Annotated in this window: 11 protein-coding genes; 9 read left to right on the top strand and 2 right to left on the bottom strand. The window is 48.3% G+C overall.

Annotated features, from left to right (window positions below):
* Positions 1–39: 39 nt before the first annotated feature.
* On the top strand, positions 40–891 hold the full coding sequence (locus BUB37_RS12710) for an N-acetylglucosamine kinase (RefSeq protein ID WP_072994198.1): 852 nt from the start codon (positions 40–42) through the stop codon (positions 889–891).
* Positions 892–970: 79 nt separating this feature from the next.
* Here the strand turns inward: BUB37_RS12710 and BUB37_RS12705 are convergent, their stop codons facing one another.
* Together BUB37_RS12705 and BUB37_RS12700 are read right to left on the bottom strand one after the other, a co-directional pair.
* Complete coding sequence (locus tag BUB37_RS12705) at positions 971–1,351, bottom strand: RidA family protein (protein ID WP_072994197.1); 381 nt, start codon at positions 1,349–1,351, stop codon at positions 971–973.
* Positions 1,352–1,440: 89 nt separating this feature from the next.
* A complete protein-coding gene (locus BUB37_RS12700) occupies positions 1,441–4,191 on the bottom strand; it encodes a putative LPS assembly protein LptD (RefSeq protein ID WP_072994196.1) in 2,751 nt (916 codons plus the stop codon).
* A 104-nt stretch (positions 4,192–4,295) separates the two neighbouring features.
* Here BUB37_RS12700 and BUB37_RS12695 point away from each other — a divergent pair, with 104 nt between their 5' ends.
* The 8 genes from BUB37_RS12695 to BUB37_RS12660 all read left to right on the top strand — a co-directional run bounded on the left by BUB37_RS12695 (position 4,296) and on the right by BUB37_RS12660 (position 14,233).
* Positions 4,296–5,720: an N-acetylmuramoyl-L-alanine amidase family protein gene (locus BUB37_RS12695; protein WP_072994195.1), complete on the top strand. Its 1,425-nt coding sequence runs from the start codon at positions 4,296–4,298 to the stop codon at positions 5,718–5,720.
* Positions 5,721–5,820: 100 nt separating this feature from the next.
* Positions 5,821–6,795, top strand: coding sequence for an MlaD family protein (locus BUB37_RS12690; RefSeq protein ID WP_072994194.1), 975 nt, complete (start codon positions 5,821–5,823; stop codon positions 6,793–6,795).
* Entirely contained in the window at positions 6,795–8,120 is a 1,326-nt protein-coding gene (locus BUB37_RS12685) for a 4Fe-4S dicluster domain-containing protein (protein ID WP_072994193.1), read from the top strand. Before BUB37_RS12690 ends, BUB37_RS12685 begins: the two co-directional genes overlap by 1 nt.
* Before the next feature lie 58 nt (positions 8,121–8,178).
* Positions 8,179–8,970 carry a (Fe-S)-binding protein gene (locus BUB37_RS12680; protein ID WP_072994192.1) on the top strand — a complete coding sequence of 264 codons (792 nt, stop codon included), beginning with the start codon at positions 8,179–8,181 and terminating at the stop codon, positions 8,968–8,970.
* A 65-nt stretch (positions 8,971–9,035) separates the two neighbouring features.
* Positions 9,036–9,518, top strand: a complete 483-nt coding sequence (locus tag BUB37_RS12675; protein ID WP_072994191.1) for an ABC transporter ATPase — start codon at positions 9,036–9,038, stop codon at positions 9,516–9,518.
* Between the two features lie 99 nt (positions 9,519–9,617).
* Entirely contained in the window at positions 9,618–12,530 is a 2,913-nt protein-coding gene (locus BUB37_RS12670) for a serine hydrolase domain-containing protein (protein ID WP_072994190.1), read from the top strand.
* Positions 12,531–12,624: 94 nt separating this feature from the next.
* Complete coding sequence (bshA, locus tag BUB37_RS12665) at positions 12,625–13,770, top strand: N-acetyl-alpha-D-glucosaminyl L-malate synthase BshA (RefSeq protein ID WP_072994189.1); 1,146 nt, start codon at positions 12,625–12,627, stop codon at positions 13,768–13,770.
* On the top strand, positions 13,763–14,233 hold the full coding sequence (locus BUB37_RS12660) for a hypothetical protein (protein WP_139278112.1): 471 nt from the start codon (positions 13,763–13,765) through the stop codon (positions 14,231–14,233). Before bshA ends, BUB37_RS12660 begins: the two co-directional genes overlap by 8 nt.
* The last annotated feature ends 112 nt before the right edge of the window (positions 14,234–14,345 follow it).

Raw genomic sequence — 14,345 nt, 5'->3', positions numbered from 1 at the left:
AATTTGCTTATTTTCAGGATTCTTTTTTAAACGGAATATATGATTTTAATTGTTGACAGTGGCGCCACCAAATCGGATTGGATTGCCCTTGATGAGAACGGGGAACAGTTGTTTCTGACCCAGACCCTGGGCTTGAGTCCGGAAGTTCTTACCCGGGAGGTTATTGAAGACCGATTGGCCAATAATTTTGAGCTTTCTAAAAACAGAAAGAACGTATCGCGTTTGCATTTCTATGGGGCCGGTTGCGGTACCGATAGGATGAAGGTGTTTCTAAAGAATATTTTTAAGGATTTTTTCCCCAATGCCGTGGCCGATGTCAAGGAAGATACCTATGCGGCCATCTTTTCCACAACGAAGATCGGACACCAGGGCATAGTGTGTATTCTGGGTACGGGTTCGAACTGTAGCTATTACGATGGGCACCAGTTGATCCAGAAAGTGACTTCCTTGGGCTATATTCCCATGGACGACGGTAGCGGAAATTTCTTCGGTAGAAAACTGATCCGGGATTACTATTTTCATAAGATACCCCAAGATTTGGCCATCAAGTTCGCCAAGGAGTATGATCTTGACCCGGACGTCATCAAGGAAAACCTGTACAAACAACCCAACCCGAACACGTATTTGGCCACCTTTGCCCGTTTCTTGATAGAGAACAAGGAGCACCCTTATTGTAAAGGGGTAATTGACAAGGGCTTTCAGCAGTTTGTCAATAACTACATCATGCAGTTCGAATTGGCGACCAAGGTGCCGATCAATTTTGTCGGCAGTATCGCCCATTACCTAAAGGATGAGTTGATTACCGTTCTTGAGCGCAACGACCTTATCGTTGGCGTTATTCGTCAAAGGCCCATCGAAGGTTTGATGGAGTTCCATAGGGAGACGATATAAAAATGGTATCGTGCTTATATGATAAAAAAAAGGCCCCTTTTCGAGGGCCTTTTTTTGTGGGATGTCAAAGGGATGCGGCCTATTTTACCGCTATCATTGAAATTTCTACATTTACGAATTTGGGCAGGTTGGCCACCTCGACGGTTTCCCTTGCGGGGGCCGTGTCGGTATCGAAATACGAGGCGTACACCTCGTTCACTTGCGGAAACTGGTTCATATCGCTTAGAAAGATGCTGCTTTTTACCACATTGTCGAAGCTCATTTCCGCTTCGGCAAGAATGGCCTTGAGGTTCTCCATCGATTGCCGGGTTTCGGCCTTGATGTCGTTTTGAACCAATTCCCCTGTGGCGGGATCGATGGGGATCTGTCCTGAAATATACAGGGTGTCCTTACTTAAGACGGCTTGGTTGTAAGGTCCTATCGGGGCCGGGGCCTTGGAGGTATTGATAATCTTTTTCATATTGTGTGGTTTTGTCTTTATATAATATAATGGGTGTTGAACGTTTATCCGGTATCGGGGGCAATGGGCAATAAACCCAAGTGCTTTTTTTAGTTCTGGCTTCGGTTTTCCCACTTCAGGTCGCTCAAAATGGAACTCTTTATCCCGATAAAGAAATACCAGCGGGTATAGGTTCCGAAGGGTGTCCAGTTAAAGTTCATCCTAAAGCTTTTCAGGTCGCGTTCAAAACGCAGCTGGGTAAGGGTAAATCCCTTGTTTTTAAAGTCGTAGCCCGAAGATCCCCCCACCTTCCAACGGGGCGAGAGCTCGATATCTCCCGAAAACATGAGGGAGTGGCTGCTGAACTCGTTTTGCCGGGCCGAATTTAGGTAGCTTGCCGAGTAGGCCAATCTGAAATTCCAGGGTATTTTGGTGGCATAGGGCGGGTTTTCTATGTCTTCGTCCCCATCGCGTTCGTCGTATTCGTCCTCCCCGGGCCGGTTGTTGTAGTAGTTGTCCGACCTGCCGAAAAGGTCGTCGTCGCGACCGCCACTTTGGGCGACGTAATCGTAGGCACCGGGCTCGTCCTTTTTCTCTTCCTCTTTAGAATCCTTCTTGCCAAAGGTTTTGCTGTCGATCGAGTAGCCGACGTTAATATTGGCACGGGTCAATCGAAACAGGCTTCCTCCGTTGTCTATGTTGAACTTGTCGATTCGTGTCCCGTTGTTGTCAATGGCGTAGGGGTCGAGTCCGGCCGAAAAGTTGATCGACATTTTGTTGTTCAGGATGTTGGTTCCCCCATTGATGCTCAGCGGACTGAGTTTTAGGGAATCCGATTCGAAATTGTAGCCGGTCGAGATGTTGAAGTTGTTGAGAATGGAGATTTTCTTGGGCTCCATGGCCGTCGAGTCTTTGTCCCTTACCTTGGCTTCGAGGGTGTTGGCCAATGAAAAGCTCAGGCTGTTCGATTTGCCCAGGCTCGGTGCCCCGTTGAGGGTTCCCTGAAAACGGCTGTACTGAACCACTTCGCCAGTGTCGTTATTGAGGTATTCGTCGTAAAATTGATCAAATGACGGGGCATAGCCATAGCTCAACGATGGGCGCATGACGTGTCGAATGGCCTGTATTTTTTTGTCTTCCCCGAAATTGAACGTTCCGTACACCGTGGTACCTACACTGGCACTTAGGTTGTACTTATTGTACCGGTCGAACCCTTTTATGGTATCGCGGACCACCTCTCCCTGGGCGCCATCTTCCCCTAGTTCGTAGCGTTGGCGGTAGGTTTCCAAAGTCCATACGTCCTCATAGCTGCCCCCAAGGCTAACGCTAAAAAATTTGGCCACCTTAAAGTTGGTGCTTATCGGAATGGTGTGTTTGGCACCCACTTGCGCCTCGTCGAACATGGCTGCCGTCATAAAATTGGCGTCGTTCGTCTCGAGCTGGTTTCGGGCGTTTACATTATACTGAAAGTTGATGTTCTGCAAGGCTCCCTTTTTAACGCCGTCGTTTTTTGCCAAGGGGTAAATACGCTCTACGCTGGCCTGAAAGGTAGGCAGGGTCATTTGGATGTTGTTTTCGTCCGGATTTTCCCTGTAGTAGGCACTCGTGTTTTGCGAGTGCGTGGCCGTTAAGCTCATATTGACCGATGGATAGCTCGGAAAGGTCTTCGAGTACGAAATGGAAGACGACAAGGTGTTGTTCTGTGTCAGGGGAAGGTTGACCTGGTTGAGGGAGTTCTGGTAATACGAACTGCTTCCCAGGTTGACCGAGGCCGAAAATTGCGAATTCGGACTGGCCTTGGTGTCTTGGGAGTGCGATATCTGTAGGTTCCAGACCTTGCTGTTGCTGTAGTCGTCAAACCCTTTTTGGCTCGATACCAAATTTTCGTACCTGAAGTTGATGTTGCCCCTGTACTTGTATCTTTTGGTGTACACGGTCGTGGTTCGAAACCCATAGCTTCCGTTGGTGTAAAAATCCCCGGTAAGGGTGAGGTCGGCATAATCGCTGAAGGGCAGGTAGTAGCCCCCGTTCTGCAAAAAATAGCCGCGATCGGGATCGTTTCCGAAGGTAGGCATCATCAATCCTGCCGTTCGGCCGACCGTCAACGGGAAATAGGCGAAGGGCAGTGCTACCGGGGTGGGAACATCGGCGATGTACAAGTTGCTGAAGCCCGCGATAACTTTCTTCTTGGGTACGAACTTGGCCTTGCGCACCCGTATGTAGTAATCGGGGTTCACCGTATCCGTTGAGGTGGTGATCTTGGCTTCGCTCATAAAATAGACCGAATCGTTCTCCTTTTTTGTAGTCTCGGCATACACTTTCATGGCATCGCTTCCCAGCTGGCCCAATCCGGCCTGCTGTTCGGTGCGCGAATTGAAGATGAGGGCCTTTTCGGTATCGAAGTTAAAACGTATGCTATCGGGCCGAACCTCGTTTTCCCCTTGTTTGAAGTAGGGCAATTGCGTATAGTTGCCCAAAGAATCCTTTATACGCCCGGCATACACTTCGTTCTTTACGTAATCCATAACGATGATACCGGCTTTAAGCTCCGTATCCTGATAGTAGATCTCCGCTTCGTTATAGAGGTAGATTTTCTGGTCTTTTTGGCTCAGCTTGACATAATCCTTGGCCTTGTATTTGATCTTGTCAAGCAATAGGCTTGGCTTTTTTCGTATCGAATCTTTCGCCGTGGAGTCGTTTTTGACGGTGTCGTTGGTCTTTCCGAGAAAGAGGGGAGCGACAATGGTGTCGCCCTCTGCCTTCACGGGCAGGGCAATAATGCCGTCTTCTTGGGCAGAGACCGAAAGAGCGCCGACCAATAGCAATGCCAGTAAAAGAAAAAGCTGTTTGTTTGATTGCAAGGCTATATATCCTATTTTTGTAAGCGTTTGGCTTGGCTTTCGGAGGTCAAACTTACATATATTTTTTCTTCCCCTGATAGGGTGTTACCATAAATTTAACCATAATGAAAGTATTGAAATACAGTGTAAACGTGCGTGCAATCAAGTTTTTCTTGCTTCTTGCAGTAACATTTACATCACCATTATTGGCTTTTTGCAAAAGTACTCATACATTTCAAAATGACGATGATAAATTTGTCGTAGTTCTTGATGCTGGCCATGGTGGACATGATCCCGGGAATCTCGGTAACGGCTATCTTGAAAAAAATATCGCCCTCAACATCGTCCTAAAGGCGGGTGAAATTTTGGAGAAAGACCCCAACATCAAAGTGGTTTACACGCGAAAGGACGATACTTTCGTCGATCTATACGTGAGGGGGCAGATCGCCAACAAGGCCAATGCCGATGTCTTTGTTTCGGTCCATTGCGATTCCCATACCTCCAATGCCCACGGGGCCGGTACTTTTGTCCTGGGCCTTCATGCCAACAAGCAAAACTTTGAGGTGGCCAAAAAGGAGAACTCCGTAATTTACTTGGAGGATAATTACCAAAAGCGCTATGCGGACTACGACATCAATTCGCCCGAGTCGGTCATCGGCCTTACCATTATGCAAGAAGAGTTCCTCGATAACAGCATAGCCTTGGCCAAGGCCATTCAGGATAATTTTTCAAACAAACTCAAACGAACCGACCGAAAGGTAAAGCAGGCCGGGTTTATCGTATTGCACCAGACCGTGATGCCGAGCGTACTGGTCGAAACCGGTTTTTTGACCAATAAGCAGGAAGGGGCCTACCTGAATTCCAAAAAGGGACAGTCCGAAATGGGTACGGCCATTGCCGAGGCCATAGCGACCTATAGGGATATGATGCAGGCCAATAGGGCCGACTTCGCTACGAATCGGATAACGGATGTTCCCGACCCCGAGCCGGCCGTGGCCGAAAAACCGATAGTCGAAAAAGCCGAGGAAGAAGAGGAAGTTGCGGAGAAAAAGGAAGTGGTAAAGGCCGATCCCGATTCCCGACCCATTGGGAAGACCGAGGATTTGCTCGCATCGAACGAGCCCGAAACACCTCTGTCGGCCCCGGGTAAGGCCGAAAAGGGGGCCTCGGAAATTATAGAAGAGGCCCGGCGGAACACCGATCAGGAGGCAAAAACGGCGGGGACCCGTACGACGGTCGAAAAGGATGGGCCCGAGACCGGGGTAAAACCGGCCCCCGACAAAAAAGAAACCAAGGCGAATATTATCTATAAGGTCCAGATTATGGCCAGTGCCAAGAACCTCCCTTTGCGGCCCGAATCGTTCAACGGATTGAACCGGGTGGCAAAAGAACCCTATAAAAACCTGTACCGCTATGTTTATGGAAGTACCCCGTCTTTGGAAGAGGCAAAAATGTTGAAATCGAATGCCGACCTAAAGGGGTATACCTCGTCGTACATCGTGGCATATAAAAATGGAGAGCGCATTCCTTTCAAGGAAAGCTTAAAATAGGTTTGGAAAAGATAAATAATAACCTTCCATATTTTATTTCTAATTTTGTTAGGGACCTTTGGATTTTAAATAGGCTCCATTAACCCCAAAAATTATTCTTTTGAAACTATCTAGGGAAATCAAAACAGGTATCATCGTCATCGGAGGCATTCTGTTGTTTATTTTAGGTTTTAGCTATTTGAAATCTTCACCTTTGTTCGAAAGCGGCAAAACCCTGTATGCGGTGTATAAGGATGTTGGGGGGCTGCAGGTAGGCACTCCGGTAACCATTAACGGGTTCACGGTAGGTAACGTTACCGATATCGGTTTTAAGGACAGCGAAGGCAGCCTTTTGGTGACGCTCTTTGTAAAGAGCGACTTCGATTTTTCGAAGCAAAGCCATGCCGAGCTGTACGATACGGGTATCATCGGGGGCAAGGGCATACAGATCAAGCCCGTATTCGACGGTTCGCCCATGGCAAAATCGGGGGATACATTGCCCAGCCAAACGCAACCCGGCCTCACCCAATTGGTCCAAAAACAACTTGCCCCCTTACAGCGTAAGGTAGAGGGGGCCATGACCAACGCGGATACCCTCTTGCGAAACGTAAACGACGTTCTCGACGAAAATGCCAGAAGAGATCTGCGGGAAACGCTGAGCGGCCTGAACAATACGGTGGCCAGTTTTCAGAAAAGCGCCGAGGTCCTCAATAGAATTTTGAGCAACAACGAAAGTAAATTGGAAGGCTCCCTCAAGAACTTTGAGGAATTGACGGCCAATTTCACCCAACTTTCCGATTCGTTGAACAATGCCGGTCTGGGCCGAACCTTGGCCAACCTAGAGGCCACCATGACCAACCTGAACACCCTGATGGCCAGGATCGAAAAGGGAGAGGGTACCTTGGGCAAGCTGATGAACGACGAAGAACTGTATGTAAACCTGAACAATGCCTCCCGGGAGCTTGACCTTTTGCTCCAAGATTTTCGCCTAAACCCCAAACGCTATGTAAACGTATCGGTTTTCGGAAAAAAGCAAAAAGAGTACGAGCTTCCCGAAGAAGACCCGGCAGCCAGACCTAACATAGAAAATCAATAATGGAATACCTACCGAACATCGTATTTGCCATAATTCTATTCGCGGGTATCGGATACTTCGCTAGAAACGTAAACAGACTGAGAAGGAACATTAAGTTGGGAAGGGACGTCGATGTCTCCGACAACACGTCGCTCCGATGGAAAAACATGGCCCGGATCGCCCTCGGCCAGACCAAAATGGTGGTAAGGCCCATTGCCGGCCTGCTCCATATAATCGTTTATGCGGGCTTTATAATCATCAATATCGAAGTGCTGGAAATAATTATCGACGGCCTTTTGGGAACACACCGGGTCTTTGGGTCGCTGGGAACCCTTTACGACGTTCTTATCGCCGCCTTCGAGGTCTTGGCCCTACTTGTAATTGTTTCGGTTACCATCTTCTGGGTACGAAGAAATATCTTGCGCCTACGGAGGTTCGTAAAACCCGAAATGAAGGGCTGGCCCAAAAAGGATGGAAACATGATCCTTTATATCGAGTTTGTCTTGATGGTTCTGTTCCTGACCATGAACGGTGCCGATTACCAGTTGCAACAACTGGGGGCTGATCACTATACCCAGGCAGGTGCCTTTCCCGTAAGTCAGTATATAGCCCCCTTGTTCGAAGGTATGTCGATTTCTTCCTTGGTCGTGATCGAGCGGACCGCATGGTGGCTGCACATAGCCGGTATTTTATTCTTTTTGAACTACTTGTATTATTCGAAGCATTTGCATATTCTCCTTGCATTTCCCAATACCTACTACGGAAGGACCAAGCCCAAGGGCCAGTTTAAGAACCTCGATGCGGTTACCGAAGAGGTGAAACTGATGCTCGACCCGTCGGCAGACCCCTTTGCGGCCCCGGCCGAAGATGCCGCTGAACCCGAAAAGTTTGGCGCCTCCGATGTAATGGACCTGACTTGGGTGCAATTGTTGAATGCCTACACCTGCACCGAATGCGGACGGTGTACCGATGAGTGCCCGGCCAACCAGACCGGGAAAAAGCTTTCCCCCAGAAAGATCATGATGGATACCCGAGACAGGCTCGAGCAAGTAGGAAAGAACATAGAGGCCAATAAGGGTAAATTTGTTGAAGACAACAACCAGTTGCTCGACAACTATATCACCCGTGAGGAATTATGGGCCTGTACGACCTGCAACGCCTGTGTTCAGGCATGTCCCGTTAGTATCGACCCCTTGTCCATCATTATGGATATGCGCCAATACCTGGTCATGGAACAGTCGGCGGCCCCGACCGACCTGAACAATATGATGGGCAATATAGAAAACAATGGCGCCCCATGGCCATTTAACCAAATGGACAGGTTGAACTGGGCCAATGAAGAGTAGAAAGATTACTTTCTGCCCATAGCAAAAGTTATTAAATACCTATTAAATCGAATTTTGAATGGCAAACGAACTGAAAGTTCCGACAATGGCAGAGCTCTCCGCCGCAGGTAAAAGTCCTGAAGTCTTGTTTTGGGTAGGCTGCGCGGGTAGTTTTGACGATAGGGCCAAGAAGATAACCAAGGCCTTTGTTCAACTCCTTACCAAGGCCAAGGTCCCATTCGCCGTGTTGGGCACCGAAGAAAGTTGTACCGGGGACCCGGCGAAACGGGCGGGCAACGAATTTCTCTTTCAAATGCAGGCCATGACCAATATCGAGGTGATGAACGGCTACGAGGTCAAAAAGATCGTAACTGCCTGTCCGCATTGCTTTAACACCATTAAAAACGAGTATCCGGGATTGGGGGGCAAGTACGAGGTCGTTCACCACACCCAGTTTTTGAGGCAGTTGTTCGAGGAAGGCCGGATTTCTTTGGAAGGAGGCAAGTTCAAGGGCAAGCGGATCACCTATCACGATCCCTGTTATCTGGGCAGGGCGAACAATGTTTTTGAAGCCCCGAGGGATTTGATTCGAAAGTTGGATGCGGAACTGGTGGAAATGAAGAGCTGCAAACAACGGGGGCTATGCTGTGGTGCCGGAGGGGCGCAGATGTTCAAGGAACCCGAAAAAGGGGATAAGGACATAAACGTCGAACGAACCGAACAGGCCCTGGAAACCCAGCCGGAGATCATTGCCGCGGCCTGCCCGTTTTGTAATACGATGATGACGGATGGGGTGAAAAACAAGGAGAAGGAAGCGTCTATTGCGGTAATGGACATTGCGGAGCTCATTGCTTCCGCCGAAGACCTATAAATGCCCATTGGTATTGTTTTTGATAGAATGAACGAAGGATATAATGCCACAAATTAAAGGATAACATGTTAGTAGAATTTGAAAAATTGCCCGAAACCTCACGCGTGTGGATCTATCAGTCCAACCGACCGTTTAGCGAAGGGGAACTGGTCGAGATCAAGAATGAAGTAGCCGATTTTTTAAACGAGTGGACAGCCCATGGAAGCTCGCTTAACGCGGGGTACGAGATCAAGTACAACAGGTTTATCGTAATTGGCTTGGACCAAAGCCAAACGGCGGCCACGGGCTGCTCCATAGATGCCTCGGTCAGGTTTATCCAGTATCTGGAAAAAAAATATGGGGTCGAGCTTCTCGACAAGATGAACGTGTCGTACAAACAGGGCGAATACATAGCCTATAAGCCCTTGAGCGACTTTAAGAAAATGACGAAGCAAAAGGCCGTTTCGAAAAACACGATCGTCTTCAATAATTTGGTCAATAACAAAAGGGAATACGAAGAGCATTGGGAGGTACCCGCTGCCGAGAGCTGGCATGCCCGGTTTATGTGATTCTTTATCCATTACGAAGTATTGGTTTCATTAGATACATCCGATGAAATGCAATATATTTTTTAGTTTTAAGTTATTGCCATAGACCTATCCTTCACTATGCGTTTTTTTATTTTTTTCCCCTTATTCTTCCTTGCATTTTTTAGTGTTTCGGCACAGAAAAACCCATTGCTGGCCAAAGATAGCCTGGCCCAACAAAAGTGGGTGGACACAAAGTACAACGAGATGACCCTCGACGAAAAATTGGGTCAGTTGTTTATGGTCATGGTCGCTTCCGACCAAAATAAAACAGCTATCGATGGGGTCAGGAACCTCATTCGCGACCAGAAGATCGGCGGGGTTATTTTTTCTACGGGAGGCCCGGTAAGGCAGGCGAAATTGACCAATGAGTTTCAGGCCTTGTCGAAAATCCCCTTAATGATCGGTATGGATGCCGAATGGGGCCTGGCCATGCGCCTCGATTCGACCTACGCCTTCCCTTGGAATATGACATTGGGTGCCATTACCGATAATTCCATCGTGGAAAAAGTGGGGGAACGCATAGGTGAACATGCCAAACGTTTGGGGGTCCATATCAATTTTGCCCCCGACCTCGATATCAATACCAATCCCCAAAACCCTATTATCGGAAATCGTTCCTTCGGTGAAGATCGGGAAAACGTGGCGCAAAAGGGCATAGCCTTTATGAAGGGCATGGAAAGGGCAGGGGTGTTGTCAAATGGCAAGCACTTTCCCGGTCACGGCGATACGGCGACCGATTCGCACCACACCTTGCCGGTTATCAACTTTACCGAGGCCCGGCTCGATAGTGTCGAACTCTATCCGTTCCGAAGATTGATAGCGGAGGGTTTGAGCAGTGTGATGGTAGCCCATTTGGAAGTACCGGCACTTGAGCTTAAGAAAGGACTTCCGTCCTCCTTGTCGGAACAGATAATTACGGGCATCCTCAAGGAGCGGATGAACTTCAAGGGACTCGTGTTCACCGATGCCCTTAATATGAAAGGCGTTACCGAGCACGGTAAGAACGGCGATGCCGAACTGGCGGCTTTCATGGCCGGCAACGACATACTGCTTATGCCTACCGACGTTAAAAAAGCCAAGGAAAAGCTGGTACAGGCTTACAAAAAGGGAAAGATCGACGAGGAGCGTTTGGCACATTCGGTCAAAAAGATACTGATGGCCAAATATAAGGTAGGCCTGAACAACTATCGGCCGGTGCAACTGAACAACTTGTTCGACGACCTGAATTCAAGAAAGGACGATCTGGTATACGAGGAGGCCATTGAGAATGCGATTACGGTAATAAAGAATAAGTTCTTCTTGATGGGGATCAAGCGCTTGGAGAACAAAAAGATCGCCTACGTACAATTTGGCGATGCCGACGGCGACCCCTTTTTCAAGGCGCTGAACAAGTATGCCAAGGTTACCCAGGTAAATGGCAAGGACATCGCCACCCTTAAGGCCAAGCTGAAAAACTACAACTTGGTAATTGTAGGCCACCATAAAAGTAACGAGAGTCCCTGGAAATCGTATAAATTCTCGCAGAAAGAGCAGTTGTGGCTTCAAGAGATCGCTGCAATGAGAAGTTCTAACCTTATTCTTTCGGTGTTTGCCAAACCCTATGCCTTGCTCGATCTTACTGATTTTAACAACATCGATGGGGTAGTGGTGGCTTATCAAAATAGCGAGTTGGCCCAAAAAAAGGCTGCCGAGGTTATTTTCGGGGCCATCCCGGCCAAGGGGAAATTGCCCGTTACGGCCCATGAAGAGTTCCCCGTAAACAGTCAGGTCGAACTCGAATCGTTGCTGAGGCTGGGGTATAGCTATCCCGAACGGGTGGGCCTCGACCCCCAAAAACTGGTAGAGGTCGACACCCTGGTAAGGCAGGGGTTGGACTCATTGATGTTCCCCGGGGCACAGGTATTGATCGCCCGTAAGGGAAAGATCGTTTATAACAAGGGCTTCGGAAAACCCACCTATGATTCGAAAGACAGTATTACCACCGACCATATCTATGACCTGGCATCGATTACAAAAATATTGGGAACCCTTCCCTTGATCATGAAAATGGAGGAGGACGGGGAGTTGGCCCTGAACGATACCTTTCAAGACCTGATTCCCGAATACGCGGAGTCTGAATTAAAGGACGTTACCGTTTTAAAGGCCCTGTCGCATTATGGCAGGTTACCCGCTTGGATTGCCTTTTATGTAGATACGCTCGACAAGAACCGGAAGCCCTCAAAAGAGTTCTACCGCAGCGAACCTACGGACGGCTTTTCCATAAAGGTAACCGACAAACTATACCTGGCAGACGCGTACAAAGATTCGATATACAACCGAATAGGCCGCCAAAGCTTAAAATCGAACAGGTATCGGTATAGCGATGTGGCCTACTACGTAATGAAAAAGTACATAGAGGATAAAAAGGGAAAATCACTCGACAAATTGGTAGAGGATTTTTTGTACATACCTATCGGAGCCCTGAATACCGGTTACAACCCCTTGGAGAAATTTGAGAAAAAGAGAATCGTGCCTACCGAAGAGGACAAATATTACCGCTATGAGACCGTACAGGGCTTTGTACACGATATGGGCGCCGCCATGCAAGGGGGCGTGGGCGGCCATGCCGGACTTTTCAGCAATGCCGAGGATGTCGGAAAGATCATGCAAATGTACCTTCAGGGCGGTATATATGGGGGTACCAGGTTTTTGGACTCAAGAACCGTAAAAAAATTCAATACCTGTTACTTCTGCGATAAGAATGTTAGAAGGGGAGTGGGCTTCGATAAGCCTCAGATAAGCGGCAAGGGCCCCACCTGTGGTTGTGTATCGCGAAAGAGTTTTGGGCATAGCGGCTTTACCGGAACCTACACGTGGGCCGACCCCGAGGAAGAGCTGGTCTATGTGTTTTTATCCAACAGGACCTACCCATCGGCCTCCAATACCCTATTGGTCAAATCGGGGCTCCGTACCCGGATTCAAAAGGCCATTTACGATGCCATCATAGATTAACAAATTTTTATCTTAACTAAATCTTAACTACCCCGGTCTGAAATTACGGACGGTCATTCACGACTTAGAAGGTAGTTTTGGTTAAATTTGAACAATGAAAATAGCGATAGTATGTTATCCCACCTTCGGTGGAAGCGGAGTGGTTGCGACCGAGTTGGGAATAGCTTTGGCCAACAGGGGGCACGAAGTACATTTTGTAACCTACCGCCAGCCTGTGCGCTTGAGCTTGTTGAATGCCAACATTCATTTTCATGAAGTTCATGTGCCCGAATACCCGCTTTTTCATTATCAGCCTTACGAATTGGCCCTTTCGAGCAAATTGGTCGATACGATCAAGCTGCACAAGATAGACCTGTTACACGTACACTACGCCATTCCACATGCCTACGCGGGCTATATGGCCAAAAAGATGTTGGAGGAAGAAGGTATCTATGTGCCGATGATCACCACGCTGCACGGCACGGATATTACCCTGGTAGGGAAACACCCCTTTTATAAACCGGCCGTAACGTTTAGCATCAACCAGTCCGATGTGGTCACGTCCGTTTCCGAAAACTTAAAGGAAAGGACCCTGGAGCTTTTTGACATCAAGAAGGACATTCAGGTGGTACCTAATTTTATAGATAAGGGCAAATACAGTTCTTCCTTTACCGATTGCCAGCGTTCGTTAATGGCCGATGACGACGAGAAGATCATCACCCATATCAGCAACTTTCGTAAGGTCAAGCGTATTCCCGATGTCGTTGAGGTGTTTTATCGCATTCAAAGGGAATTGCCCGCAAAATTGGTGATGGTAGGCGAAGGGCCCCAAAAGGAGGTTGCCGAAAGGTTGTGCGATACCTTGGGAATTTCCGACAAGGTAATCTTTTTGGGCAACAGCCATGAAATTGACAGGATCCTCTGTTTCTCCGACCTGTTTCTGCTTCCTTCCGAATCGGAAAGCTTCGGATTGGCGGCCTTGGAGGCCATGATCAACAAAGTGCCCGTCGTCTCGAGCAATGCCGGAGGCATTCCCGAGGTGAACATCGACGGGGTGACCGGGTTTTTGAACGATGTCGGCGATGTCGACGGCATGGCCAAAAATGCACTTAAGATTTTAAGCGATGATGAGGTCTTGGAGCGCTTTAAAAAGAATGCCGGGGAGTCGGCCCAGCGGTTCGATATACATAAAATCCTTCCGCAGTACGAAAATATTTATGAGGAAGCCTATAAAAGCAGGTTCGACAAATCGTTTGGCTAAGGCAGCCGTACTGTCTTTTTTAATGGTGGCCTTTTTGTCGTGCAAAGGCCAAAGGAAGGGTACGGTCGGAACCCAAGAAAATGGCCCGGACCCTGAAGCTGCCATAAGCCTAGTGGTCAGTGATTACCACCAAGTTGTGGGTAACGAACGAACCTGGGTCATTAAGAACCGGAAAGAGCTTCAAAAATTCTATTCGGAGCTGAACAAAACCAGAAAACCGGCCCTTCCGGTGCCCAAGGTCGATTTCGGGCAAAACATGCTCCTGGTGCATTTTTACCAAGCGTCGGACAGCGGAACCCCGCCTCGACTAAGTGTGCTAAGAAAAACGGGGGACACCCTGTTCTTGGCGGAAAGGGGCAATGGTCCGTCCCATAGGGGAGGTCGTGAAAAATTGGTCCCCTTTTCTATTTATCTCATGCCGAAATCGGAAGGTACCATAGTGGTAGAGCCCCGTATCGATTAGCAATTCATCCTCTTTTCCGTATTCCATCGACAATTATTGCCATTGGTGGCCAAAATTTTTGTGATTTTATATTTGAAGATACCTTTGCCTTGGAAATACCCAAATCTTAGTG

This window comes from Pseudozobellia thermophila (assembly GCF_900141855.1).
Lineage (GTDB): Bacteria > Bacteroidota > Bacteroidia > Flavobacteriales > Flavobacteriaceae > Pseudozobellia > Pseudozobellia thermophila.
The sequence above is the reverse complement of the archived record's forward strand: the minus strand, read 5'-3'. Positions and strand labels throughout refer to the sequence as shown.

Excerpts from the sequence above, each read along its gene's own strand:
- BUB37_RS12685 (WP_072994193.1), top strand. The coding sequence starts at position 6,795 with ATGGAATACCTACCGAACATCGTATTTGCCATAATTCTATTCGCGGGT.
- BUB37_RS12710 (WP_072994198.1), top strand. The coding sequence starts at position 40 with ATGATTTTAATTGTTGACAGTGGCGCCACCAAATCGGATTGGATTGCC.
- BUB37_RS12670 (WP_072994190.1), top strand. The coding sequence starts at position 9,618 with ATGCGTTTTTTTATTTTTTTCCCCTTATTCTTCCTTGCATTTTTTAGT.
- BUB37_RS12675 (WP_072994191.1), top strand. The coding sequence starts at position 9,036 with ATGTTAGTAGAATTTGAAAAATTGCCCGAAACCTCACGCGTGTGGATC.
- BUB37_RS12680 (WP_072994192.1), top strand. The coding sequence starts at position 8,179 with ATGGCAAACGAACTGAAAGTTCCGACAATGGCAGAGCTCTCCGCCGCA.
- BUB37_RS12695 (WP_072994195.1), top strand. The coding sequence starts at position 4,296 with ATGAAAGTATTGAAATACAGTGTAAACGTGCGTGCAATCAAGTTTTTC.
- BUB37_RS12705 (WP_072994197.1), bottom strand. The coding sequence starts at position 1,351 with ATGAAAAAGATTATCAATACCTCCAAGGCCCCGGCCCCGATAGGACCT.
- bshA (WP_072994189.1), top strand. The coding sequence starts at position 12,625 with ATGAAAATAGCGATAGTATGTTATCCCACCTTCGGTGGAAGCGGAGTG.